The 25,386-nt window shown below is 59.1% G+C and carries 23 protein-coding genes; 8 read left to right on the top strand and 15 right to left on the bottom strand.

Features of this window, described 5'->3' with window-relative positions; all coding sequences use genetic code 11:
• Window positions 1-22 precede the first annotated feature (22 nt).
• From ACSQ87_RS10370 to ACSQ87_RS10360, 3 genes are all read right to left on the bottom strand, one after another.
• Window positions 23-760: an S-methyl-5'-thioinosine phosphorylase gene (locus ACSQ87_RS10370; protein WP_223431982.1), complete on the bottom strand. Its 738-nt coding sequence runs from the start codon at window positions 758-760 to the stop codon at window positions 23-25.
• A gap of 12 nt (window positions 761-772) precedes the next feature.
• A complete protein-coding gene (gene nagZ / locus ACSQ87_RS10365) occupies window positions 773-1,771 on the bottom strand; it encodes a beta-N-acetylhexosaminidase (protein ID WP_173860483.1) in 999 nt (332 codons plus the stop codon).
• Between the two features lie 170 nt (window positions 1,772-1,941).
• Entirely contained in the window at window positions 1,942-2,649 is a 708-nt protein-coding gene (locus ACSQ87_RS10360; protein WP_007933170.1) for a TetR/AcrR family transcriptional regulator, read from the bottom strand.
• Between the two features lie 229 nt (window positions 2,650-2,878).
• On the opposite strand from ACSQ87_RS10360, the gene lexA reads away from it, so the two are divergent.
• Together lexA and sulA are read left to right on the top strand one after the other, a co-directional pair.
• Window positions 2,879-3,487, top strand: coding sequence for a transcriptional repressor LexA (gene lexA / locus ACSQ87_RS10355; RefSeq protein WP_007933171.1), 609 nt, complete (start codon window positions 2,879-2,881; stop codon window positions 3,485-3,487).
• A 10-nt stretch (window positions 3,488-3,497) separates the two neighbouring features.
• The gene (gene sulA, locus ACSQ87_RS10350; RefSeq protein ID WP_008151409.1) at window positions 3,498-3,971 is read left to right on the top strand and encodes an SOS-induced cell division inhibitor SulA; all 474 of its coding nucleotides are present in this window, start codon (window positions 3,498-3,500) and stop codon (window positions 3,969-3,971) included.
• 94 nt (window positions 3,972-4,065) lie between these two features.
• Here sulA and ACSQ87_RS10345 read toward each other — a convergent pair whose 3' ends face one another.
• From ACSQ87_RS10345 to ACSQ87_RS10315, 7 genes are all read right to left on the bottom strand, one after another.
• A complete protein-coding gene (locus tag ACSQ87_RS10345) occupies window positions 4,066-4,299 on the bottom strand; it encodes a hypothetical protein (protein WP_046055277.1) in 234 nt (77 codons plus the stop codon).
• A gap of 139 nt (window positions 4,300-4,438) precedes the next feature.
• The gene (locus tag ACSQ87_RS10340) at window positions 4,439-4,963 is read right to left on the bottom strand and encodes a DUF6586 family protein (RefSeq protein ID WP_046047843.1); all 525 of its coding nucleotides are present in this window, start codon (window positions 4,961-4,963) and stop codon (window positions 4,439-4,441) included.
• Between the two features lie 141 nt (window positions 4,964-5,104).
• Entirely contained in the window at window positions 5,105-7,738 is a 2,634-nt protein-coding gene (topA, locus tag ACSQ87_RS10335) for a type I DNA topoisomerase (RefSeq protein ID WP_223431983.1), read from the bottom strand.
• 114 nt (window positions 7,739-7,852) lie between these two features.
• Window positions 7,853-8,089: a DUF1653 domain-containing protein gene (locus ACSQ87_RS10330; RefSeq protein WP_007953059.1), complete on the bottom strand. Its 237-nt coding sequence runs from the start codon at window positions 8,087-8,089 to the stop codon at window positions 7,853-7,855.
• A 96-nt stretch (window positions 8,090-8,185) separates the two neighbouring features.
• Window positions 8,186-9,361: an acetyl-CoA C-acyltransferase FadA gene (fadA, locus tag ACSQ87_RS10325; RefSeq protein WP_223431984.1), complete on the bottom strand. Its 1,176-nt coding sequence runs from the start codon at window positions 9,359-9,361 to the stop codon at window positions 8,186-8,188.
• A 29-nt stretch (window positions 9,362-9,390) separates the two neighbouring features.
• Window positions 9,391-11,538 (bottom strand): fatty acid oxidation complex subunit alpha FadB, encoded by a 2,148-nt coding sequence (fadB, locus tag ACSQ87_RS10320; RefSeq protein ID WP_223431985.1) that lies wholly within the window; start codon window positions 11,536-11,538, stop codon window positions 9,391-9,393.
• 540 nt (window positions 11,539-12,078) lie between these two features.
• Window positions 12,079-12,516 (bottom strand): hypothetical protein, encoded by a 438-nt coding sequence (locus ACSQ87_RS10315; RefSeq protein ID WP_033061927.1) that lies wholly within the window; start codon window positions 12,514-12,516, stop codon window positions 12,079-12,081.
• A 104-nt stretch (window positions 12,517-12,620) separates the two neighbouring features.
• Here ACSQ87_RS10315 and ACSQ87_RS10310 point away from each other — a divergent pair, with 104 nt between their 5' ends.
• The gene (locus ACSQ87_RS10310) at window positions 12,621-13,058 is read left to right on the top strand and encodes a universal stress protein (protein WP_008151425.1); all 438 of its coding nucleotides are present in this window, start codon (window positions 12,621-12,623) and stop codon (window positions 13,056-13,058) included.
• 66 nt (window positions 13,059-13,124) lie between these two features.
• On the opposite strand, the gene ACSQ87_RS10305 is transcribed toward ACSQ87_RS10310, so the two are convergent.
• Window positions 13,125-15,044, bottom strand: coding sequence for an ATP-binding cassette domain-containing protein (locus ACSQ87_RS10305; RefSeq protein ID WP_046047849.1), 1,920 nt, complete (start codon window positions 15,042-15,044; stop codon window positions 13,125-13,127).
• Window positions 15,045-15,257: 213 nt separating this feature from the next.
• Between ACSQ87_RS10305 and ACSQ87_RS10300 the strand changes: the two genes are divergently transcribed.
• Window positions 15,258-17,186 (top strand): transglycosylase SLT domain-containing protein, encoded by a 1,929-nt coding sequence (locus ACSQ87_RS10300; protein ID WP_223431986.1) that lies wholly within the window; start codon window positions 15,258-15,260, stop codon window positions 17,184-17,186.
• Window positions 17,187-17,266: 80 nt separating this feature from the next.
• Here the strand turns inward: ACSQ87_RS10300 and ACSQ87_RS10295 are convergent, their stop codons facing one another.
• Window positions 17,267-19,060 carry an ABC transporter transmembrane domain-containing protein gene (locus tag ACSQ87_RS10295; RefSeq protein WP_223431987.1) on the bottom strand — a complete coding sequence of 598 codons (1,794 nt, stop codon included), beginning with the start codon at window positions 19,058-19,060 and terminating at the stop codon, window positions 17,267-17,269.
• Between the two features lie 261 nt (window positions 19,061-19,321).
• Between ACSQ87_RS10295 and ACSQ87_RS10290 the strand changes: the two genes are divergently transcribed.
• From ACSQ87_RS10290 to ACSQ87_RS10280, 3 genes are all read left to right on the top strand, one after another.
• Complete coding sequence (locus ACSQ87_RS10290; RefSeq protein WP_033061931.1) at window positions 19,322-19,501, top strand: PA1571 family protein; 180 nt, start codon at window positions 19,322-19,324, stop codon at window positions 19,499-19,501.
• A gap of 141 nt (window positions 19,502-19,642) precedes the next feature.
• Window positions 19,643-19,939: a transposase gene (locus tag ACSQ87_RS10285; RefSeq protein WP_150701667.1), complete on the top strand. Its 297-nt coding sequence runs from the start codon at window positions 19,643-19,645 to the stop codon at window positions 19,937-19,939.
• A gap of 44 nt (window positions 19,940-19,983) precedes the next feature.
• The gene (locus ACSQ87_RS10280) at window positions 19,984-20,769 is read left to right on the top strand and encodes an IS3 family transposase (protein ID WP_317851638.1); all 786 of its coding nucleotides are present in this window, start codon (window positions 19,984-19,986) and stop codon (window positions 20,767-20,769) included.
• 49 nt (window positions 20,770-20,818) lie between these two features.
• Here ACSQ87_RS10280 and pdxB read toward each other — a convergent pair whose 3' ends face one another.
• Entirely contained in the window at window positions 20,819-21,961 is a 1,143-nt protein-coding gene (gene pdxB / locus ACSQ87_RS10275) for a 4-phosphoerythronate dehydrogenase PdxB (protein WP_223431988.1), read from the bottom strand.
• A gap of 336 nt (window positions 21,962-22,297) precedes the next feature.
• Between pdxB and ACSQ87_RS10270 the strand changes: the two genes are divergently transcribed.
• On the top strand, window positions 22,298-23,707 hold the full coding sequence (locus ACSQ87_RS10270) for an MATE family efflux transporter (RefSeq protein WP_223431989.1): 1,410 nt from the start codon (window positions 22,298-22,300) through the stop codon (window positions 23,705-23,707).
• Here ACSQ87_RS10270 and tusA read toward each other — a convergent pair.
• Together tusA and rlmM are read right to left on the bottom strand one after the other, a co-directional pair.
• Window positions 23,704-23,955, bottom strand: coding sequence for a sulfurtransferase TusA (gene tusA, locus ACSQ87_RS10265; protein WP_007907805.1), 252 nt, complete (start codon window positions 23,953-23,955; stop codon window positions 23,704-23,706). The genes ACSQ87_RS10270 and tusA overlap by 4 nt on opposite strands.
• A 178-nt stretch (window positions 23,956-24,133) precedes the next feature.
• On the bottom strand, window positions 24,134-25,207 hold the full coding sequence (rlmM, locus tag ACSQ87_RS10260; protein WP_223431990.1) for a 23S rRNA (cytidine(2498)-2'-O)-methyltransferase RlmM: 1,074 nt from the start codon (window positions 25,205-25,207) through the stop codon (window positions 24,134-24,136).
• Window positions 25,208-25,386: the final 179 nt, after the last annotated feature.

The following is a 25,386-nucleotide window of genomic DNA, read 5'->3' as shown; positions in this document are numbered from 1 at the left end:
GTCAACTCGGTTTAACGATTGATCAGCCTTTAAGCACCCGAGCCAACGTCGACTTCACCTTACCCATCCCGTCATGCAGTGCTTGCTCGATCTCGGCCATGGTGATCACTGCCGTCGACTTGCCCGCTGCCGGGTTTACTACCAGCGCCAGACAGGCGTAATCCATTTCCAGCTCGCGAGCCAATGCCGCTTCCGGCATTCCGGTCATGCCGACGATGTCGCATCCGTCGCGCTCCAGTCTGGCGATTTCAGCGACGGTTTCCAGTCGCGGCCCTTGAGTGCAGGCATACACGCCATGACTGCTGTAGCCGACACTTTCGACCGCCAGCGCCGCGATCAATTGCTGACGCAGTGGCTCGCTGTAGGGATAGCTGAAATCGATGTGTGTGACCTGATGCAGATCATCGGCGAAATAGGTGTGCTCGCGACCACTGGTGTAGTCGATCAGCTGATGCGGCACACAGAAATGTCCGGTCCCCATCGCGGAATGAATCCCACCCACGGCGTTGACCGCGAGAATCGCTTCGGCGCCAGCCTGTTTCAACGCCCAGAGGTTGGCGCGGTAGTTCACTTGATGCGGCGGAAAACGGTGAGGATGACCGTGACGCGCGAGAAACAGCACTTCCTTGCCGGCGTACTCGCCAATCTGCACTTCAGCCGAAGGCGCGCCGTACGGCGTGTCCACCGCCAATGACTGACGAATGCTCAGGCCTTCGAGTTGAGTCAGGCCGGTTCCACCGATAATCGCGTAAACCGTCATATCGAAAAGTCCTCAATCAATCAGTTGAGCATCTTTGAGCGCGCCCACGGCTGTCAGCCAGCGCGGGTCTTGACGGTATTCAGTGCTGGCGTACGACTGGCCGCGCATCCGCGCAATGCGTTCGGACGGCTTGACCTTCAGACGCTGGGCGGCGCTCAGGGCCAATTCAGCGGCCGCGCGATCGTTGCACACCAGGCCCATGTCGCAACCGGCAGTCAGCGCCGCTTCGATACGGCTGGCAGCATCGCCGACCACGTGGGCGCCGGCCATGGACAGGTCATCGCTGAAGATCACGCCGTCAAATTGCAGCTCGCCACGCAGGATGTCCTGCAACCAGCGACGGGAGAAGCCGGCAGGCTGGGAATCGACTTGTGGATAAATCACGTGGGCTGGCATGACCGCGGCCAATTGCTTGCTCAGTCGGGCGAACGGCACCAGGTCATTGGCGCGGATTTCGTCGAGACTGCGCTCATCAACAGGGATCGCAACGTGGGAATCGGCCTCGGCCCAGCCATGACCGGGAAAGTGCTTGCCGGTTGCGGCCATTCCCGCGCTATTCATGCCACGGATAAATGCACCCGCCAACAACGCTGCACGCTCGGGATCACCTTCAAATGAACGGGTGCCGACCACGGCGCTGCGCTGGAAGTCGAGGTCCAGCACTGGAGCGAAGCTCAGATCGAGGCCGACGGCCAGCACTTCAGTCGCCATGATCCAGCCGCATTGTTCGGCGAGGTACTCGGCATTCGGGTTGTCAGCGATGGCGCGCATGGCTGGCAGCCGTACGAAGCCCTGACGCAAACGCTGAACCCGGCCGCCCTCCTGGTCGACTGCCAGCAGCAGATCAGGGCGAATGGCGCGGATTGAGGCACTCAACTCGCGCACCTGGCGCGGGTGTTCGATATTACGGGCGAAAATGATCAGGCCGCCCACTTCGGGTTGGCGCAACAATTGGCGATCTTCAGCCGTCAGCCAGGTACCGGCGACGTCCACCATCAACGAGCCTTGCAGGCCAGCAGTCATAGAGATTCCTTGATAACGATAAACCCGGCTCGCACGCAACCGCCGCCATGGGCTATGCCCGGCAGGTCGGCGATACAAATGGGGAGCGGGTTCAGAACGAGAGTCGGCATGGGCGGCTAGCTTAGCGGATGTCAGCTGCCGCGCCCACCCGTGCGCGGTTAAACCTTGGCAGCAACCGGAGTTGATTTGCTGCGCGGACGCAACTGCGCAGTGGCCATGGCCGTATCGGTCACGCCGGTTTCGGCGCGCATGCCCGCCGCCAGGAACGGCACCATCAGACGCATGACTTGCTCAATGGAGGTGTTGACGCCGAAGTCGGTCTCGGCAATTGCGCGCAGGGCCTTGATACCGGACATGCTGAACGCGGCAGCGCCGAGCATGAAGTGCACGCGCCAGAACAGCTCGATCGGCGGAATACGCGGTGCAGCTTCGTTGACCAACATCATGTAGCGGCGGAACACCTTGCCGTACATGTCTTCTAGATAACGCCGCAAGTGCCCTTGGCTCTGACTGAAAGCCAGACCCAGCAAGCGCATGAAAATCGACAGATCGTTGCCGCTGCGTGGTTGCACCACCAGGGCTTGCTCGACGAGAATTTCCAGCAGCTCTTCAAGCGTCGGCTTGTTCTCCGGCTTGGCCTGACGCCGCTCCAGCTCTTTATCAAGGCTTAAGCAGAACGGCCCGAGAAAACGCGAAAAAACTGCCTGGATCAGCGCCTTCTTCGAACCGAAGTGATAGTTCACCGCCGCCAGATTGACACCGGCCTTGCTGGTGATCAGACGCAATGAGGTTTCAGCAAAACCTTTTTCCGCGAACAATTGCTCGGCAGCATCAAGAATGCGTTCAACGGTTTCCGACTGGGCCATGGCTACTCCGCCTGACAAACACTTGTTTGAAACATACGTTTCAGCCCAGGCCTTGTCAAGCCTGACGGTTCGTTTTGGGAATGGTCGGTCAGCTATTTAACCATACAACTCGCAAGCGTGAATCAGCGGGCTTATCGACCGTCTGGCGGCCGGCAAAAAAAGGGGCATTGCCAAGACAGTTTCACTGTATATAATCCCAGTCACTGTATAAAAAGACAGAGCGATCAATATGCTAAAGCTGACGCCACGCCAAGCAGAGATTCTGGCCTTCATCAAACGCTGCCTCGAAGACAACGGCTACCCGCCCACCCGCGCGGAAATCGCTCAGGAACTGGGTTTCAAGTCGCCCAATGCGGCGGAAGAACACCTCAAGGCGCTGGCCCGCAAGGGTGCGATCGAGATGACGCCCGGTGCTTCCCGTGGTATTCGCATCCCCGGCTTCGAAGCCAAGGCCGACGAGTCCACCCTGCCGATCATTGGCCGAGTGGCTGCCGGTGCTCCGATCCTCGCCCAGCAGCACATCGAAGAGTCCTGCAACATCAACCCGTCGTTCTTCCATCCTCGCGCCGACTATCTACTTCGTGTTCATGGCATGAGCATGAAGGATGTGGGCATTTTCGACGGTGACCTGCTGGCAGTGCATACCACCCGCGAAGCCCGCAACGGCCAGATCGTAGTAGCGCGGATCGGCGACGAAGTGACCGTCAAGCGTTTCAAGCGCGATGGTAGCAAGGTCTGGTTGATTGCCGAAAACCCTGAATTCGCCCCTATCGAAGTGAACCTGAAAGATCAGGAACTGGTGATCGAAGGCTTGAGTGTCGGCGTCATTCGCCGCTAAAGGAGGCTTTATGCAGTTCCCACACACATCACAGCAAGCCCAACTGCCGTTGTTCGAGGCTTTCATGGTGCAGCCATTGGCGCCGATCCTGAAAGACGTGGTCGAGTCCCCCTGGAGCGCCGAGCCCGAAGTCTTTAGTGAGCTGTCGCTGCGTGGTGCAGCCGGGAACTGCCTGAACCTTCTTGCGCCGATTCTCAGGGAACTGAGTCAGGACCAGGACGCGCGCTGGCTGACGCTGATCGCTCCGCCCGCCAGCCTGACCCAGGCCTGGTTGCGGGACGCCGGCCTTAACCGCGAACGCATCCTGCTGCTGCAACCGCGCGGCACTCAGAGCGCTCAGCAGTTGACCTGCGAGGCCTTGCGCCTGGGCCGCAGCCACACGGTGGTCAGCTGGCTCAACCCATTGAGCACAACTTCACGGCAACAGTTGATCAGCGCCGCCCGGATCGGGGACGCACAGAGCCTGAATATTCGATTGGGTTAACTGACAAACAAAGCGCGCATTGAACAGCGCGGGGCTTCTCCAAGGATAGAGAAGCCAAGTTGTAGCGATATCAGCAAAAAACCGACGGGCGGGATCAATGAAGAACCCGAGTCCCCTCGTCCGTATTGAAATCGCCTTCAACCAAGCGTCCGGCCATCTGAACGCCGACGCTCAACATCGCCTTGGCGACTTCCACGTGCTGGCCCTGCAGGAACGCCTTGGCATCCTCGGAGAAATCCAAAGTAACCAGAGAACCCTCGTCCTCAGCCCTGCGCAGCTCAATACGGCCGTCTGGTAACTCGACGATTTCTAGAAAGGACGTTGGCATAAAGGTCTGTTCTCCACGAAAGGCGGGGATTATATAGGCATCGGCCAGGCTTCGCTCGGTAACTTGACCGGATGTCATTGCGAAGAAATATCTGCTAGCACTCATCCCTGAGCGGACAACCCATCGGGTCATCCTTCCCTCAACACTCGTTCAAACCTTCGCGAAACCGAATCGCCAACCCTTTGAGGTTTTGACGCCAGCTCTCCAGCTCTTCCCGGCTCAGCTCTTGTGGAGCCTCTTCTTCATCCAGGTTTACGGCCAGGATCAGCGGCTGCGTCACGTCACCCTTAGGCTTGTGCGGCGCCCGTGGCGGCTGAAACAGCGCAGCGTGGGCTGCCAGCAGTTTGGCCAGCCAGGTTTCCGAATTATTGGCCAACTCGACCATCTCGGCCATTTCCGGAATCGCGATGGCTTCAAGCACTTCACGAGTCAGCAGCAACTCTGCCCGAGGCGCATTGGCCTGAGGCAAGCGATAGAAACCGGCGATTTCATGGCACAGCCCCAGCAACGCACCGTACAGGTGAAACAAGGCTGACTCGCGTCCGGCTTGAATCAGCGCCAGGGAGTTCATCGCCCGCCCCTCTTCGGCTCTGGCGAGCGCTTCCAGCGACAGGCCGGCGAAGTAAATCTTCTGGTTGGTACGGGTATAGAGTTCGTGGGCCATGACGGCAGCCTCCACAACGAAATAATTGCTTCACGCAGGTCAGACAGTGTCGTGGATCAGCTCCGCTTCCCGCAAGCACAAAACAAAAAGGCCGCATGAAAACCCGAGGGTTGTCATGCGGCCTTTTCAGTACAACACCTGTTAAGCCTTAGCGGTCTTCGCCGGGCGCTTGTCTTCAACCGTCCACTTGCCGCCGTCGTAGTACGCCTTCCAACCAGTCGGCTTACCGTCGACTTCAGTCTGTACGTACTGCTCTTTGGTTTTACGGCTGTAACGGATCACAGCAGGCAGGCCGTCCGGATCTTTCTTCGGCGCTTCGCAGAGGAAGTGGTACTTCGGATCGATCTCATCCTTGTGCGGCACAATTTCCATGACCAGCGGAGCACGAGTCTCGCGGTTTTTCGGGAATTGACTGGCCGCCAGGAACAGGCCGGAAGCACCGTCGCGCAGAATGTAGGTATCGTTGACCTTTTCGCATTTCAGCTCAGGCATCTTCACCGGATCCATCTTCGGCGGCGCTGCATCACCGCTTTTCAGCAGTTTTCGGGTGTTCTTGCACGTCGCATTGGTGCAACCGAAGAACTTGCCGAAACGGCCGGTCTTGAGCTGCATCTCGCTGCCGCACTTGTCGCATTCCAGGCTCGGACCTTCGTAGCCTTTGATGCGATAAGTGCCCTCTTCGATTTCGTAGCCAGAGCAATCCGGGTTGTTACCGCAGATGTGCAGCTTGCGCTTCTCATCCAGCAGGTAAGCGTCCATCGCCGTGCTGCAGATTGGGCAGCGGTGCTTGCCACGCAGCACCAGCGATTCCGATTCACCCTCGTCGTCCGCCGCGATTTCGTCGCCTGGCACCAGGTTGACGGTGGCCTTGCAGCGCTCTTTCGGCGGCAGGCTGTAGCCCGAGCAGCCGAGGAACACGCCGGTCGATGCGGTACGAATTTGCATCGGACGACTGCAGAGCACACACGGAATGTCAGTCATCACCGGTTGGTTGGCGCGCATGCCGCCTTCGGCGCTTTCGGCTACTTCAAGTTTCTTCTTGAAGTCACCGTAGAACTCGTCGAGCACATTCTTCCAGTCGCGCTCACCCTGGGCCACGTCATCGAGGTTCTCTTCCATGCCGGCGGTGAAGCCGTAGTCCATGAGATTGGAGAAGCTCTCGGCCAGACGCTCGGTAACGATGTCGCCCATCTTTTCCGAGTAGAAACGACGGTTGTGCAGCGCTACGTAGCCACGATCCTGGATGGTCGAAATGATCGCCGCGTAGGTCGAAGGACGACCGATGCCGCGTTTTTCCATTTCTTTAACCAGGCTCGCTTCCGAGTAACGCGCCGGCGGCTTGGTGAAGTGCTGGGTCGGATCAAGCTTGATCAGCTTCATCGCGTCGCCCTGAGCCATGTCCGGCAGCACGTCGTCATCGCCAGGCTTGGCGATTTGCGGCATGACGCGGGTGTAACCGTCGAACTTCAGGATGCGGCCTTTGGCGCGCAACTCGAAGTCACCGGCACCGACGGTGACCGTGGTCGACAGGTATTGGGCCGGCAGCATCTGGCAAGCGAGGAACTGGCGCCAGATCAGCTCGTAGAGCCGCTCTGCATCGCGCTCCATGCCCGACAGCTTGCTTGGCTCGGTGTTGGCATCGGAGGGGCGAATCGCTTCGTGAGCCTCTTGTGCGCCTTCCTTGCTGCTGTAGACATTCGGGGTTTCCGGCAGGTATTTCTTGCCGAACTCGCCTTCAATATAAGTACGCGCCATCGTCACGGCATCGGCCGAGAGGTTGGTGGAGTCGGTACGCATGTAAGTGATGTAGCCGGCTTCGTACAGACGCTGGGCCATCATCATGGTTTTCTTCACACCGAAGCCCAGACGGTTACTTGCGGCCTGTTGCAGGGTGGAAGTGATGAACGGCGCCGACGGCTTGCTGCTGGTCGGCTTGTCTTCGCGCTTGACGATGCTGTAACTGGAAGCCTTGAGCTTCTCCAGCGCGGCCATGGCCTGAGCTTCGTTGAGCGGCTTGAAGGCTTCGCCTTTCTCGCGAGCCACGTCAAAGCGCACGGTTGCGCCCTTCGCGGTACCGAGGTCGGCGTGAACTTCCCAGTACTCTTCCGGGTTGAACGCGCGGATTTCACGCTCACGCTCGACCACCAGTTTCACGGCAACCGATTGCACGCGACCGGCGGACAGGCCACGAGCGACCTTGGCCCACAGCAGTGGCGAAACCATGTAACCCACCACGCGGTCGAGGAAACGACGCGCTTGTTGTGCGTTTACACGATCGATGTCCAGCTCGCCCGGCTTGGAGAAGGCTTCCTGGATCGCTTTCTTGGTGATTTCGTTGAACACCACGCGCTTGTAGCGGCTGTCGTCACCACCAATGGCTTCGCGCAGGTGCCAGGCAATGGCTTCCCCCTCGCGATCCAAGTCGGTTGCGAGATAGATGGTGTCAGCATCTTTGGCGAGCCGGCGCAGCTCTTCGATGACCTTTTCCTTGCCCGGGAGGATCTCGTACTTGGCTTTCCAGCCATGATCGGGATCGACACCCATGCGCGAGACCAGCTGCTTGCGCGCTTTCTCTTTCGGCGTGAGCACCGGACCTTCACCCGCAGCGGCCTTGCCGCGCTTGGCGGCTGGCTCTTTGCTGGCGCTAGCCGAACCGCTGGTGGGCAGGTCTCGGATATGGCCGATACTCGACTTCACCACGTATTGGTTACCCAGATACTTGTTGATGGTCTTGGCCTTAGCCGGGGATTCCACAATGACCAGCGATTTGCCCATGGATCAGAAAATTCCTGAATTCTAGAAGTGAAAGGCGGTTGGCGCCTGACGCGGCACCGCTATATATAGTGGCTACAAGGTGAGGTCAAGCGCAGGGTCTTGCGCGCACTCAGCTTATGGCTTGGAAAAAAGGCTCGGTTCGGCTTGCACCAAAGCAAAGCGTGGCACCTGTTCGCCGTCAACCTCGACCGACTCCAGGAACATGCTCAAGGGACGCACCCAAAAGCCGTAATCGCCATACAGGGCTTGGTAGAAGACCACTTCTTCTTCGGTTTCCGAATGCCGCGCAACACTGAATACGCGGTACTGCGGACCTTTGTAATGTTGGTAGAGCCCAGGTTGTATCGGCATGGTTTGGCCCTCGCTCAAATCTTTTCAAAAAAAAACAAATAAATTCAGAAAAACAAAAACCGGGGCACTTGGCCCCGGCTTCCTTCAACGAAACGCTTAAACGCGTTCGAAGACGGTGGAGATGCCTTGGCCGAGACCAATGCACATGGTAGCTACCCCGAAGGTGCCGCCATTTTGCTTCATCACGTTCAGCAGAGTGCCGGAGATACGCGCACCGGAGCAACCAAATGGGTGACCCAGGGCAATCGCGCCGCCGTGCAGGTTAACCTTCTCGTTCATCTTGTCGAGTACTTTCAAATCTTTCAGCACTGGCAGGGCCTGTGCGGCGAAAGCTTCGTTGAGCTCGAAGAAGTCGATATCGTTAATGCCAAGACCCGCGCGCTTCAGTGCTTTTTGTGTGGCCGGTACTGGACCATAGCCCATGATTGCCGGGTCCACACCTGCCACTGCCATCGAACGAATCACCGCCATAGGCTGAATGCCCAGGTCTTGTGCACGCTGCGCCGACATCACGATCATGCACGAAGCACCATCGGTGATTTGCGACGAAGTACCGGCTGTCACGGTGCCGCCCTTAGGGTTGAACGCTGGCTTCAGAGCTGCCAGGCTTTCCAGGGTAGTTTCCGGACGAATGGTTTCGTCGTAGTCGAACAGTTTCAGGAAACCATTCTCGTCGTAGCCTTGCATCGGGATGATTTCGTCTTTGAACTTGCCTTCCAGGGTCGCCTTGTGGGCGAGCTGGTGGGAGCGCACGCCGAAAGCGTCCTGTTGTTCGCGAGTAATGCCGTGCATTTTACCCAGCATTTCAGCGGTCAAACCCATCATGCCCGAGGCTTTCGCCGCGTGCAGCGACATGTGCGGGTTCGGGTCGACACCGTGCATCATGCTCACGTGACCCATATGCTCGACGCCGCCAACCACGAACACGTCACCGTTGCCGGTCATGATCGCTTGCGCCGCAGTGTGCAGAGCGCTCATCGACGAACCACACAGACGGCTGACGGTCTGGCCGGCAGCGGTGTGCGGGATCTGAGTCATCAGGGACGCCATGCGGGCGATGTTCCAGCCCTGCTCCAGGGTCTGGTTTACGCAGCCCCAGATCACGTCTTCGACTTCGCTCGGATCAACCTTGACGTTGCGTTCCAGCAGTTTACTGATCAGGTGCGCCGACATGTCTTCGGCGCGGGTGTTGCGGTGCATGCCGCCCTTGGAGCGGCCCATCGGAGTACGACCGAAGTCGACAATCACGACGTCTCTAGGATTCAAGCTCATATATTCACTCTCACTCTAGTTGGGGGCGCTTAACCGAAGAACCGCTGGCCGGTTTTGGCCATTGCACGCAGTTTTGCGGTCGGGTGGTACAGCGCGCCCAAATCAGCGTACTGGTCAGCCAGGGCAACGAACTCTGCAACACCGATCGAATCGATGTAGCGCAGCGCACCGCCACGGAATGGAGGGAAACCAATACCGTAGACCAGACCCATGTCGGCTTCGGCAGCGGTTTCGACAATGCCGTCTTCCAGGCAGCGCACGGTTTCCAGGCACAGCGGGATCATCATCCAGTTGATGATGTCTTCGTCAGTGACTTCAAGCTGTTCAAAGACGATCGGCTTGAGCACTTCCAGTACCGACGGATCGGCGACTTTCTTCTGCTTGCCGCGCTTGTCGGTCTCGTAGGCGTAGAAGCCTTTGCCGTTCTTCTGGCCCAGGCGCTTGGCTTCGTAGAGCACGTCGACGGCCGAACGACGGTCGTCTTTCATGCGGTCCGGGAAGCCTTCAGCCATCACGTCACGACCATGGTGACCGGTGTCGATGCCAACCACGTCCATCAGGTACGCCGGGCCCATTGGCCAGCCGAATTTTTCCATAATCTTGTCGATACGGACGAAGTCCACTCCGGCGCTGACCAGTTTGGCGAAACCGCCGAAGTACGGGAACAACACACGGTTGACCAGGAAGCCCGGGCAGTCGTTGACGACAATCGGGTTCTTGCCCATTTTCTTGGCGTAGGCAACGGTGGTGGCAACAGCCACTTCGCTGGACTTCTCGCCACGGATCACTTCAACCAGCGGCATCATGTGCACCGGGTTGAAGAAGTGCATGCCGACGAAGTTTTCCGGACGCTTGAGGGCCTTGGCCAGCAAGGTGATGGAAATGGTCGAGGTGTTGGACGCGAGGATGGTGTCCTCTTTGACCTTACCTTCGACTTCAGCCAGAACAGCTTGCTTGACCTTAGGGTTCTCGACGACCGCTTCAACCACCAGGTCAACGTGACCGAAATCACCGTAGGACAAGGTCGGACGAATGCCGTTGAGCACTTCAGCCATTTTCGCAGGGGTCATGCGACCTTTATCAACGCGGCCCACCAGCAATTTGGCAGCTTCAGCCAGACCTTGCTCGATGCCGTGCTCGTTGATGTCCTTCATCAGGATCGGCGTCCCTTTGGAAGCCGACTGATAAGCGATACCGCCACCCATGATGCCGGCACCCAATACGGCAGCCTGCTTCACTTCTTTGGCGATTTCGTCGTAGGCCTTGGCCTTTTTCTTCAGTTCCTGATCGTTCAGGAACAGACCGATCAAGCTCTGCGCGGCAGAGGTCTTGGCCAGTTTGACGAAACCGTTGGCTTCGACTTCCAGCGCCTTGTCGCGACCGAAGTTTGCGGCTTTCTGGATAGTTTTGATCGCTTCGACCGGTGCCGGGTAGTTCGGGCCCGCTTGACCGGCCACGAAACCCTTGGCGGTTTCGAACGACATCATTTGCTCGATGGCGTTGAGCTTGAGCTTTTCGAGCTTCGGCTGACGCTTGGCCTTGTAGTCGAACTCGCCTGAGATGGCGCGCTTGATCAGCTCCAGAGCAGCTTCCTGCAGTTTCTCGGGAGCTACCACTGCGTCGACTGCGCCGACTTTCAGCGCGTCTTCAGGACGGTTTTCCTTGCCGGAGGCAATCCATTCGATGGCGTTGTCGGCACCGATGATGCGCGGCAGGCGCACGGTACCGCCGAAGCCCGGGTAGATGCCCAGTTTCACTTCCGGCAGACCGATCTTGGCCTTGGTGGACATGACGCGGTAGTCCGCCGCCAGGCACATTTCCAGACCGCCGCCCAGGGCGATACCGTTGATCGCGGCGACAGTCGGGACGTTGAGGTCTTCGAAATCGCTGAAAATCTTGTTGGCTTCCAGGTTGCCAGCAACAAGCTCTGCATCAGGCAGCTTGAAGTTTTCGACAAATTCGGTGATGTCGGCGCCGACGATGAACACGTCCTTGCCACTGCTGACGATCACACCCTTGATCGAAGCATCTGCCTTGATGGTGTCTACGGCCTGACGCAGTTCGTTCAGGGTTAGACGGTTGAACTTGTTGACGGACTCACCCTTGAGGTCGAATTTCAATTCGACGATGCCACTTTCAAGAGCCTTAACCGTGATGGCTTTACCTTCGTAAATCATCAACTGATCTCCACGATATGGAAGCTGAACAGTACACGTCGGACGCAGGTGAATGGCTCGGCAAGGACGTTTAACGTCAATGCTACGCCCATTCACCCGGCACACCCGCCAACGCGATAGTCGGGATTCTGTAGGAGCGGTTTGTAATACAAACGCTCAATTCATACGCCCGTTTGATTTGGGTACGTCACCTTCACGGAATTTCCGACAATTGTCAATCGCCCAAAATACGGGTTGAAACTCGACTTTCCGGTCATTTCCGAACCGCGAAGCCCTGCAACACGCGGCTGCATGTGAGTCCATTCATAGGATCAATAGTTAGAAAAGTCGCCCTAATTCGCTGCAGCCTTTGTTTAACAAGCTACGCTGGCGGGACTTTGAGGAAAAAACATGAACGCTTTTGGCGAATGCCCAGCGTAATATCAGCGCCACACAGAATTACCGGCCTGCCTGGCCAACTCCAGCCCGATGATGATGTCGGGCTTTTTATTGCCTGTCTGCCAGACGTTTCGCGCCATTGCGGCGCGAAATTTCCGCGATTTATGCCAGCGCCTTCAGCACCGCATCAATATCCTGCAAAACCGTCGCTTCGCCCTTCTCGCCCCAATACAACGTGATCATCTGCTTGTCTGCTTCGACCTTGTAAACGTTGTCTGGCAACTTTTCGAAATGAATCAGCAACGCCGGTTCCTCGCAGACCTCCTGCCATTGATTGACCCACACACCCGGCGCTTTTTGCCAGTAACTCCAGCACGCCGGCCGATTGCCACGCCGCGGTCGATGGTACTGGGCGCAAGGGCTCGGTGGCTCCTGGCTCAGCCAGTGTGGCCACTCCTGAGGCGCCAGTTGCATCGCCAAACCGATGCGTCGCGCCTCCATGCGCAGGGCCATGCGGCCGCTCTGGTGGCGCGACGGCCGCAACCATGCCAGCGGACTCAGCACCACCAACATGATTGACACCACTATCCAGACCGTCATATCTGTACTCCCGATTCTTGATGAGCGCATTGAGTCACTTTGAAAACAATGCGCTTGAAACCAGCCATACTTACCAATATTGCAACCCTCAGGAGGAGCACCTCATGCCCTACAACCACATTCTGGTCGCTGTAGATCTAACCGAAGAGTGCGATCCTGTAATCCACCGCGCTCGCGAACTGTCGGTGAGCAACGGGGCGAAGCTGTCCCTGGTGCACATTGTCGAGCCGATGGCCATGGCCTTTGGCGGCGACGTGCCCATGGACCTGTCACAACTGCAACAACAGCAGTTCGATCAGGCCAAGGAACGCCTGGACCGGCTGATCGTGAAGTATCCGGAACTCTCCAAGGAATACAGCCACCTGACCTACGGCCAGCCACGCCAGGAGATCCACCACCTGGCCAAGGAACAAACCTGCGACCTGATCGTGGTGGGCAGCCATGGCCGACACGGCCTGGCATTGCTGCTGGGTTCGACTGCCAATGACGTGCTGCATGGTGCGCCCTGTGATGTGCTCGCGGTGCGCCTGATCAAAAGCTAAACCACAGCGCCTACAAAAAGCCCGGCGCTCATCACTGAACGCCGGGCTTTTTTATAGCAGGATCAATCAGGCATCCAGCTCGGCCCAGCGCTCGACCATTACGTCGTGCTCAGCCTGCAACTGCTCCAACTGAGCGATCACTGCAGCGGTCTCGGCAGCAGGACGCTGATAAAAACCGGCATCGGCCATTTGCGCCTCAACGGTAGCGATCTGCTGCTCCATGGCTTCGATCTGACCCGGCAACATTTCCAGCTCACGCTGCAACTTGTAGCTGAGCTTCTTCTTCGCCACCGGCGCTTCGACGACAGCAGCAACTGGCGCAGCTTCGGCCGTCACGACAGCGGAGGTCAGGTCGGCCTTGCCGGACTTGCTCTCGGTCACGCCCAGCAGGCGCGGCGAGCCGCCCTGACGCAACCAGTCCTGATAACCACCGACGTATTCGCGAACCTTGCCTTCACCTTCGAAGACCAGGGTGCTGGTGACCACGTTGTCGAGGAATGCCCGGTCGTGGCTGACCATCAGCACGGTGCCGTTGAAGGTCAGCAAGACCTCTTCCAGCAACTCGAGAGTTTCGACGTCAAGGTCGTTGGTCGGTTCGTCGAGGACCAGCAGGTTCGCCGGTTTGCTGAACAGTTTCGCCAGCAACAGACGCGCACGTTCACCACCTGAAAGCGCCTTCACCGGCGTGCGGGCACGCTGCGGGCTGAACAGGAAATCGCCGAGGTAGCTCAGCACGTGACGGCTCTGACCATCGATATCGATGAAGTCGCGACCTTCCGCAACGTTGTCGATCACGGTCTTTTCCAGGTCCAGTTGATGGCGCAACTGGTCGAAGTAGGCCACGTCGATGCGCGTCCCCTCTTCCACTGTGCCGCTGGTTGGCTGCAGACCGCTGAGCATCAGCTTCAGCAGAGTGGTTTTGCCGGTGCCGTTGGCGCCGAGCAGACCGATACGGTCGCCGCGCGTCAGGACCATCGAGAAATCCTTGATCAGGAACGGGCCGCCCGGGTGAGCAAAGCTCACGTTCTCGAGGACCATAACCTGTTTGCCGGACTTGTCAGCGGTGTCCAGTTGAATGTTGGCCTTGCCGGTGCGCTCACGACGTTCGCTACGCTCGACGCGCAAGGCTTTCAATGCGCGGACGCGGCCTTCGTTACGGGTGCGACGGGCCTTGATGCCCTGGCGGATCCAGACTTCTTCCTGGGCCAGTTTTTTGTCGAACAGCGCGTTGGCGGTTTCTTCAGCCGCCAGCGACGCTTCTTTGTGCACGAGGAAACTCGCGTAGTCGCCGTTCCAGTCGATCAGGCCACCGCGGTCCAGTTCGAGAATGCGGGTTGCAAGGTTCTGCAGGAATGAACGGTCGTGCGTGATGAACAGCACGGCGCCCTGGAAATCCTTCAGCGCTTCTTCGAGCCAGGCAATTGCACCGATGTCCAGGTGGTTGGTCGGTTCGTCGAGCAGCAGCAGATCGGGTTCGGAAACCAGAGCCTGAGCCAGCAGGACGCGACGACGCCAGCCGCCGGACAACTCGGCGAGGGTCTTGTCGGCCGGCAACTGCAGACGGCTCAACGTGCTGTCGACCAGTTGCTGCAAACGCCAGCCGTCACGGGCTTCGAGGTCGTGCTGGACGTGCATCAGTTTGTCCAGGTCGGCGTCGGTGACGATGTTCTGGCTGAGGTGGTGATACTGCGCGAGCAGCTCGCCGACACCGTCCAGGCCTTCGGCCACTACGTCGAACACGGTCCGCTCGTCGGCTACCGGCAATTCTTGCGGCAATTCGCCAATCTTGAGGCCAGGTGCGCGCCAAACGGAGCCGTCATCAGGCTTCTGGTCGCCCTTGACGAGCTTCATCATGCTGGACTTGCCAGTGCCATTGCGGCCGATGATGCACACCCGCTCACCACGGGCGATCTGCCAGGACACCTTGTCCAACAACGGCATAGCGCCGAAAGCAAGGGACACATCGCTGAATTTGAGCAGGGTCATGAGCTTCTCCAAAAACCGGGCGCGCATTCTACCTGACTTGAGGCTTCAGAAGGCCGGCAATTTCACCTTCGCGACACTCTGCATGACAAATGTTGCGAACTGATGCTGACAGGCCGGCAAAGCTTTCGCCGGCTGCTGGCAAAAGGCTAAGCTACAGACAATTCAGCGCGGGCATTGTCCGCGCTTGTCATGATTTCTCTGCCCGGACGTCTCATGCGCAGTCGCCTTTTCAGTCTTTTATCCTGTTTTCTTCTTTCTGCCACTGCCGTTCAAACCGCCCAGGCGGTGGACCTGTCCACCCAACGCCAGTATTACGATGAAGCCAAACGTGCCCTCGCCAAGGGGGATACCGGTCCTTATTTCCGTTACAGCCAGGCCCTCAGCGATTACCCGCTGGAACCGTACCTGGCGTATGACGAACTGACCGCTCGCCTTAAAACCGCGAGCAATGCCGAAATCGAGAAATTCCTCGCCGAGCACGGTGACCTGCCCCAGGCCAACTGGATGAAATTGCGCTGGTTACGCTGGCTGGCAGAACGCGGCGACTGGGCGACCTTCGTCAGGTACTACGACCCCAAGCTCAATTTCACCGAACTGGACTGCCTGAACGCGCAGTATCAGATCGGGCATAACCAGAAAGCCGAAGGCTACGCCAACGCCAATAAACTCTGGCTGACCGGCAAATCCCAACCTGAGGCTTGCGACCCGCTGTTCGGGCAATGGGCCGCCGAAGGGCAACTGACCGAGCAAAAACGCTGGGAGCGCACCAAGCTCGCCGCCCAGGCGCGCAACTATCCGCTGGCCAACAGCCTGGTCAACGGCCTGACCACCCTCGCCCCTCGCGGTCGCTTGCTGATTGATGTGGCGCAGAAACCCGAACTGCTCAACCAGCCGTCGCGCTTCATCCCGGCCGATGAACCGATGTCTGACATCGTCAGCCTCGGCCTGCGCCGCTTGGCCAAGCAAGACCCGGACAAGGCCATGGAGCTGCTCGACGGTTACGCCAGCAGCATGCACTTCTCCCGTGATGAGAAAGTGGCCATCGCCCGTGAAATCGGCTTGACCCTCGCCCGCCGCTTCGACCCTCGCGCGCTGGACGTGATGACCAAGTACGATCCGGAGCTGCGCGACAACACCGTGTCCGAATGGCGCTTGCGTCTGCTGCTGCGCCTGGCCCGCTGGGACGACGCCTATCAGCTGACTCGCCGCTTGCCGCAGGATCTGGCGACCACCAACCGCTGGCGCTACTGGCAGGCCCGCAGCCTGGAACTGGCGCAGCCGCAGAACCCGGAAGCGCAAGCGCTCTACAAGAACCTGGCTCGTGAGCGGGATTTCTATGGCTTCCTCGCCGCTGATCGTTCGCAATCACCTTATTCGCTGGTCAACAAACCCTTGGTATTGAGCCAGGCACTGATCAACAAGGTCCGCAATACCCCAGGCGTGCGTCGGGCACTTGAGTTTCACGCTCGCGGGCAGATCGTCGATGGTCGCCGCGAGTGGTACCACGTCAGCCGCCACTTCAGCCGCGACGAAATGGTCGCCCAGGCGAAACTGGCGTACGACCTGAAATGGTATTTCCCGGCGATCCGCACCATCAGTCAGGCGCAGTACTGGGACGACCTGGACATCCGCTTCCCGATGGCCCACCGCGAAACCCTGGTGCGCGAAGCCAAGGTTCGTGGCCTGCATTCGAGCTGGGTGTTCGCCATCACCCGCCAGGAAAGTGCCTTCATGGACGACGCCCGCTCCGGCGTCGGCGCCAGTGGCCTGATGCAACTCATGCCCGGCACCGCCAAGGAAACTGCGCGCAAGTTCAGCATTCCACTGGCCTCGCCGCAGCAAGTGTTCGATCCGGACAAGAACATCCAGCTCGGCGCCGCTTACCTGAGCCAGGTTCACAGCCAGTTCAACGGCAACCGCGTCCTCGCCTCCGCCGCCTACAACGCCGGCCCCGGCCGCGTGCGTCAGTGGCTGCGCGGTGCGGACCACCTGAGCTTCGACGTCTGGGTGGAAAGCATCCCGTTCGACGAAACCCGTCAGTACGTGCAAAACGTGCTGTCGTACTCGGTGATCTACGGCCAGAAGCTCAACTCACCGCAACCGCTGGTGGATTGGCATGAGCGCTACTTTGACGATCAATGAACCTGCTTTGAAGCACTGACAAAAATGCCCGCATCGATTGATGCGGGCATTTTTTTTGGGGGCTCTACTGGGTCGATTACTTAGTCGGTTACTGGGTCGGTGAGAGCGCTGTGCCCATCACTGAACTGCAACGCCGCCAACCGCGCATACAGCGCATTGCTCGCAATCAATTCCTGATGCGTCCCCACCGCCACCAGTTTCCCTTGGTCCATCACCGCGATCCGGTCAGCGTTTTTCACCGTGGCCAGCCGGTGGGCGATGACCAGCGTGGTGCGGTTTTTCATCAGGCTCGGCAGGGCTTGCTGGATCAGGTGTTCGCTCTGGGCGTCAAGGGCGCTGGTGGCTTCGTCCAGCAGCAGGATCGGCGCGTCCACCAGCAACGCCCGGGCGATGGCCAGACGTTGGCGTTGACCACCGGACAAACCGAGGCCACCGTCGCCAAGGTGGGTCTGGTAGCCGTTGGGCATTTGTTCGATGAAGTCGTGGGCGTAAGCGATTTTCGCCGCTTCCTGAACCTGGGCCAGGGTGGCCGTCGGGTTGCCGTAGCGGATGTTCTCTTCGATGCTGCCAAAGAACAGCGCCGGGGATTGCGAGACCAGGGCGAAGCAGCGGCGCAGGTCCAACGGATCGAGTTGAGTCAGCGGCACGCCATCGAGCAGGATGCGTCCTTCGGCCGGGTCGTAAAAGCGCAGCAGCAAGTCATACACCGTCGACTTGCCGGCACCGGAAGGCCCGACCAACGCGAGGGTTTCACCGGCATTGATCATCAGATTCAAACCATCGACCGCATAGCTTTCGGGACGCGACGGGTAGGAAAAGCGCACGTCTTGCAGCACCAGGTCACCCTTCACCCGTTCAGGCAAGGTCACCAGGTCAGTGGTCGGTGGCCGGATGATGTTTTCCGAGCGCAGCAACTCGGCTATCCGCTCGGCGGCGCCAGCGGCACGCTGCAGTTCGCCGATCACTTCGCTCAACGTGCCGAATGCGCTGCCGACGATCAGGCTGTAAAACACGAACGCCGCCAGCTCACCCGCGGAAATTCGCCCGGCGATGACATCCATTCCGCCGACCCAGAGCATCACCCCGACCGCGCCAAGCACCAGCACGATCACCAGGGTAATCAGCCAGGCCCGCTGGAAGATCCGCTTGCGAGCGGTGTTGAAGGCCTCCTCTACCGTTACGGCGAAGCGCTGCTCGTCCTGGACCTGATGGTTGTAGGCCTGCACGGTTTTGATCTGGCCCAGGGTTTCGGAAACATAGCTGCCGATATCGGCAATCCGGTCCTGGCTCAGGCGCGACAGGCTACGCACCCGACGGCCGAAAATCAGGATCGGCGCGATCACCAACGGCAACGCGACCACCACGATGCTGGTGAGCTTGGGGTTGGTGATAAACAGCAGGACGATCCCGCCGATCACCATCAACAGATTGCGCAAAAACAGCGACAGCGAAGAGCCGATCACCGATTGCAGCAGCGTGGTGTCAGCGGTCAACCGCGACTGGATCTCGGAGCTGCGGTTGGCTTCGTAGAATCCTGGGTGCAGGTAAATCAGATGGTTGAACACTTGACGGCGGATGTCCGCGACGACGCGCTCACCGATCCATGAAACCAGGTAAAAACGCGCGAAGGTGCCAATCGCCAGCCCGACCACCAGCAACATAAACAGAACGATGGACTGATTGAGCAAATGTGGCGACTGGGTCATGAAACCCTGATCCACCAGCAAGCGAATCCCCTGCCCCATGGACAAGGTGATGCCCGCCGTGACGATCAATGCGAGCAAGGCGCCGACGGCCGGCCAGCGATAAGGCGCGATGAATCGCAGGGCCAGGCGCATGGCGCGCCGTTGACGGGAAGAGAGGATGGAGATCATTCGATGGCGCAACCAGTAGGGTTTGACGCGATCAAGCCTACACCGGTCGATGGGCTTGAACGCTGTAAATCATAATGAGTCAGGTTAAATATGACCGCAAAGCCTAGGACCTAGACGGTATTGGTCTAAAGTCCGGGTGGCAACACCGCCGTATTTCTGGTGGACTGATGCGACCGCCCCTGGAAAGATCGCAGGGAGTTGTCACAGCCCGGTCACCTGGCGGTTCTACAGTAAGCACACAACCTGATGAGGAGACAGGCAATGTCCTTGCAAAACAGCAGCGAAGACAAGATTGAAGTGATCCGCACACAGCCAGACCAGTCTCTGGGTTGCTCGATTATCGATAAGGATGGGCGCGAAGTACCGATCACTGAAGGCATGATCCAGGACGCTTGCCGCGAACTGGAAAAGCGATTGGTCAAGCCTGCCGAACAAAAGTGATATAGCCACCGTCTTCTTGACCCGGCCTCTGATGGCCGGGTTTTTTATGGGTGCTTGTTTATGTGGCTTAGGTAGGAGCTGGTCTGTAGTGGTCGAATATTTTTGGACCATGATGTAGGAGCGTCGACTTTAGGAATCATCATGGGATATCGGGTTGTTACATCTGAGGAAAAAGCGGAGGCGATCCGTTTGGTTGTGGAGATGGATTACTCCATACCTAAAGCCTGTGAAGCTACCGGTGTTGGCCCTACAGCCTTGCGCCGCTGGGTTTTGCGTTGGCGGCGAGAGCAGGAAGGGATGGTGCAACCTCCTCGACTGCAGGATCAGGAACTGATCGAGTCGCTTCAGGCGAAATTGGCGCTACTCGAAGCTGAGAACCAAGTGCTAAAAAAGCAATTGCCCTCTCATCTAAAGGTTCTGTTTGGTCGAACCAAGTGATTGATGGCGTTAGAGGCGCGATGTCGATTAGGCGTATGTGCTCCGTGTTCGGTCTGGCCCGCAGCAGCTATTACGTGAAGCGCAAACCCGAGCTGCTGCTACCTGCGCAGCGATGGCTGGGGCGCAAACTCCGCGCGTTGCATAGGGAGCATCGCGAAGCATTAGGTACTCGCGGGCTATCCAAAGAATTAAGAAAAGAAGGCATTTTCATTGGCCGCTATCGAATGCGCACCTTGATCAAGACCTTCGGTTTGCACCGGCGTAGGCCTCGTTACGCCCATTATCGCCGTGCGACGAAGCCGGCAGTCGCTGCACCGAACATACTTGATCGTCGTTTCAATCCGGCCCGGCCTGACACGCTTTGGGCAGGCGATATCACTTACATCAGAGTGGGGAACGGCTGGTTGTATCTGGCCGTGGTGATGGACCTGTTTTCACGCAGGATCGTGGGGTGGGCTTGCTCGCGAACCGCTGATACTGAGCTGTCTATGAAGGCACTTAAGCTGGCAGTGGCGTTACGCCGTCCGATGCCTGAGTTGCTATTTCACTCAGACCAGGGCTGCCAATATACCGCTGATCGATTTGTTGCATGTCTGGCAGAAAACCGGATCGTTCAGAGCATGAGTCGTCGAGGAAACTGCTGGGATAACGCGGTGGTCGAGCGCTATTTCAGGACGTTGAAGCACGATTGGATGCCAGAAAACGGCTACCAAAATCATTTCGAAGCGGAGAAGGATGTGATGGGCTTCATCTCACATTACAACCATCGCCGTTGCCATTCCGCTTCGAACCACCTGCCGCCTGCGCTGTTTGAGCAGCAAGCGGCTTAATGCTCCTACAGAGCGGTTCAAAAAAACTGAACCACTACAGTCAGGACCTTTAGATTGCCGTTGCGCCCAAGGCTGCCACTATCTTCAGCAACTCAGGCGAATCACCCTCGATCCGCACCGCCAACCCATCAATCTCACGCCGCAGCGGATAATGCTTGCGCAGTAAATCGAACGCCGCGCGCTGCTCGCTCACATTGCCGACAAGGCTGCGACGGAAATCCGCATCGTCGCGGCGCGGGTCGTACACGCCGCGGCACAACATGGCCAGCGACCAGGCCGGATCGCTGTTAGCGTTCAAGGTCACTTGCGACAACCAGGGTGCGGGCAGCAAATCGTTCAAGCTGATCTGGGCCGCTTGCCCGAGAAAATCGCAATACGCCTGATAAATCTGCGCGGTCCCACGCTGTCTGCCGTCGAGGCTGTAACCAGCAATGTGCGGCGTCGCCAGCACACAGAGTTCGGCCAGTGCCACATCGACCTCAGGCTCACCTTCCCAGACATCCAGCACTGCTTGCAGGTCTTCGCGTTGCAGCAGTACCTGGCGCAGCGCGGCGTTGTCGACCACCGGGCCACGACTGGCGTTGATCAGCCAGGTGCCGGGTTTGAGCTGGCTCAAACGGTTTTTATCGAACAGATGCCAGGTCGACTGGGCGCCGTGTTTCTTCAACGGCGTGTGCAGGCTGATGACGTCGCACTGCTCGATGATCTGTTCGAGACTGACGTAATCGCCACCTTCAGCGGCTTGTCTTGGCGGATCGCAGACCAGCACGTTCCAGCCCAGACCTTGCAGAACCTTGACCAAGCGGCCGCCCACTTCACCGGCACCGACGACGCCGTAGGTGCGCTGAGTCAGGTCGGCGCCTTCGATTTCGGCCAGGGTCAGCAGACTGCCCAGTACGTAGTCGACCACGCCACGGGCATTGCAGCCGGGTGCGCTGGACCAGGTGATGCCGGCCCGCTGAAAGTAATCCAGATCCAGGTGATCCGTGCCGATGGTGCAAGTGCCGACAAAGCGTACTTTGCTGCCTTCGAGCAACGCGCGGTTAACGTTGGTCACCGAGCGCACCAGCAGCACATCGGCCTGTTCGACGGTGGCGCGGTCAATGGAGCGTCCCGGCACCCGGCGGATTTCACCGAAACCTTCGAAGAAGGCATCGAGCAGCGGGATATTTTCGTCGGCAACAATCAGCATGGCAGGCTCCTTTGGCGGATCGGCAGTGTAGGCGGAGATGGCCGTAGTGGGCCAGCAGGCATTAGCGGTCATCACGCGCCCTGTGGCGAGGGAGCTTGCTCCCGCTGGACTGCGCAGCAGTCCCAAAACCTTTGCACGCGGTGTACCTGTTGAAACCAGGTCGCTTGAATCGGGGCCGCTGCGCGACCCAGCGGGAGCAAGCTCCCTCGCCACAATAGCGCTCGGCATAAAACCGGGTCGGTGATTACAAATCCGCAACACAGGACTTTTCCTGACCACTGCGTCAGGGCGTAGAATGCGCCGCCTTGCGCATCAACATCTTTGGACGTTTCGCCCTTGAATTCCGTGACTGACCGCCTCGCCGCTACTTCTCTCACCCGCCCGGCCCGGGTTCGCCTGGAGCTGAAAAACCTGCTCGGCCTGGCCTTGCCGATCATGATCGCGCAACTGGCGACCACCGCCATGGGCTTTGTCGATGCGGTGATGGCGGGCCGGGTCGGGCCACGGGATCTTGCGGCGGTGGCGCTGGGCAACTCGATCTGGGTGCCGGTGTTTCTGTTGATGACCGGCACGCTGCTGGCCACGACCCCGAAAGTCGCCCAGCGTTTCGGCGCTGGCACCCACAGCGAGATCGGCCCGATTGTGCGCCAGGCACTGTGGCTGGCATTGGTGGTGGGCTTGATGTCGACCGGCATGTTGTTCAGCGCCGAACCGATTTTGCACATCATGAAGGTCGATCCCGAATTGATCGGCCCGTGCATGCAATACCTGCATGGCATCGCCAGCGGTTTGCCCGCCGTTGCGTTCTACCATGTGCTGCGCTGCTTCAGTGATGGCCTGGGGCGCACGCGTCCGGCCATGGTGTTGGGCCTGTGCGGGCTGGCGCTGAACATTCCGCTGAACTACATCTTCATCTATGGCCACTTCGGTGTGCCGGCCATGGGCGGTGTCGGTTGCGGCTGGGCCACGGCGATCGTGATGTGGGTGATGGCCCTGGGCATGGCCGGGTGGGAGCGCTGGGCGCCGGCGTATCAGTCGAGTGAGTTGTTCAGCCGTTTCGACTGGCCGCAGTGGTCGGTGATCAAACGCCTGCTGGGTATCGGCCTGCCGATCGGCATCGCGGTGTTCGCCGAGTCGAGCATCTTCGCGGTGATTGCGCTGCTGATCGGTAGCCTCGGCGCGACGGTCGTGGCCGGGCATCAGATCGCGCTGAACTTCAGCTCGCTGGTGTTCATGATTCCCTACTCCCTCGGCATGGCCGTGACCGTGCGGGTCGGCCAGGCGCTCGGCCGTCAGGAGCCGCGCGAAGCACGCTTCGCCGCCGGTGTCGGCATGGGCACGGCGCTGGCCTATGCGTGCATCTCCGCGAGCATGATGCTGTTGCTGCGTGAACACATCGCAACGATCTACACGTCTGATCCGACGGTGATTCATGTCGCGGCAATGCTGATTGTGTATTCAGCGCTGTTCCAGTTTTCCGATGCGATCCAGGTGACGGCTGCCGGCGCGTTGCGCGGCTATCAGGACACTCGGGTGACGATGATCCTGACGCTGTTCGCTTACTGGGGGATTGGTTTGCCGGTGGGTTACGCGTTGGGCCTGACCGATTGGTTCGGCGCGCCGAGCGGCCCGAGCGGACTGTGGCAGGGTTTGATCGTGGGCTTGAGTTGCGCGGCACTGATGCTGTCGATCCGCCTGACGCGCAGTGCACGCAAGCGGATTCGCATTAGCCAGTCGGCGGGTTAAGCGAGTTTCTTGCGGATCCAGTAGAGGTAGGTGCCGGCCTCTTCGTGCTGCGCCACCAGTTCGTGGTCGAGAAACACGCAGAACTTGGGAATGTCGCGACGGGTCGACGGGTCGGTGGCAATCACCTTGAGCAGGCCGCCGGGCACCAGGTCACGGATGTGCTGGTGCAGCATCATCACCGGTTCCGGGCAGTTGAGGCCGGTGGCGTCGAGGGTGCCGTCAACCGGCGTATCAATCATTTCACTCATGATTCACTCCTGAAACTTGCCGGCATTGTCGCGCATTGCCGGGTGTTCGGTCATCTGTGGCGTTACGCGTTACCTGTGGGAGCGGGCTTGCTCGCGAAAGCGGTGGGTCAGTCGACATCAATGTTGAATGTCCTTCCGCATTCGCGAGCAAGCCCGCTCCCACAGTGGTCCGGGTGTATCAGCGGGATTTCGGTTTCTTTACGTCGATCCGGCGCAGATGGCAGGTCACTTCTTCACGGTCGTGGTACAGCTGCTTGCAGCCGATCTCGACCCGAATACCGCGCTCCTTGAACCCGTCGGCGATGCGCTCCAGCAAGCGCTTCACTTCGGCGTAACGCTGTTTCATCGGCAGCTTGAGGTTGACCACCGCTTCGCGGCAATGCCCCTCGCCAATCCATTCTTCCAGCATCGCGGCGTTGCGCGCCGGTTTCTCGACGATGTCGCAGACCATCCAGTCCACCGGTTGCTTGGGCTTGAAGGTGAAGCCGTCAGCCATCAAGTGTTGCACCAGCCCCGTGTCCATCAGGCTTTCCGCCATCGGGCCGTTGTCGATCGCGGTGACCAGCATGCCGCGATTGACCAGTTGCCAGGTCCAGCCGCCGGGGGCGGCGCCGAGGTCGACGCCAGTCATGTCGCTGTGCAGGCGCTCATCCCATTGATCGCGCGGGATGAAGTGGTGCCAGGCTTCTTCCAGCTTCAGGGTCGAACGGCTCGGCGCTTCACGGGGAAACTTCAGGCGCGGGATGCCCATTGGCCACATCGCCGAGTTGTTCGACTCGGCCAGCCCCATGAACACTTCGCGGCCACTTTTGAAGGTCAGCAGCAGACGCGGCTTGTGGGCATCTTCAACCAGTTTGCCAGCGGCCATCAGCGCCTTGCGCAGGTGTCCTTCGAACTTCTTGCAGAAGTTCGACAGTTCCTTGCCATCGTTGGTGTCGACCATTTCCAGCCACAGGCTGCCGCACAGCGGGAAGTCCGCCATGTGCGCGAGGATCACGCTGATACGGTCGGTTTCCGGCAGGTCGATGAAGATCCCGCGAGCCCACTGGCGCGGGAAGATCAGGTCGGCGAAACGCTGACCACGCATCAGGCGCTCGGCGCCGTCTTCTTCGGTGCAGATGAATTCGGCGTAGGCGCTGGCGGTCTTGGCCTTGGCATAACCGGCCACGTTCAGCCGCGCGGCGTGTTCTGAAATCTCGGAACAGACTTCGCTTTCGAAGCCCGGCCGGCAATGCATAAAGAGGGTGTTCATTCTTACTCCTGGGCAGATGGCGAGAAATTCAACCACTGCGCGATGCCCAGACTTGCGTTGAAGCAAAGCCTGTCACGAAAACCGGCGCATGATAGCCGAGTTCGGAACCTTGGACTTGGCCATAGAGTCCAGTTATTAGCCTTAAGCACCAAACAGGTCTAGGTTTAAACCTCTGTTCG

It is taken from the genome of Pseudomonas sp. LjRoot277 (assembly GCF_964253845.1).
Lineage (GTDB): Bacteria > Pseudomonadota > Gammaproteobacteria > Pseudomonadales > Pseudomonadaceae > Aquipseudomonas.
Note: the sequence above shows the minus strand (reverse complement) of the source record. Positions and strands in the feature narration are given on the sequence as shown.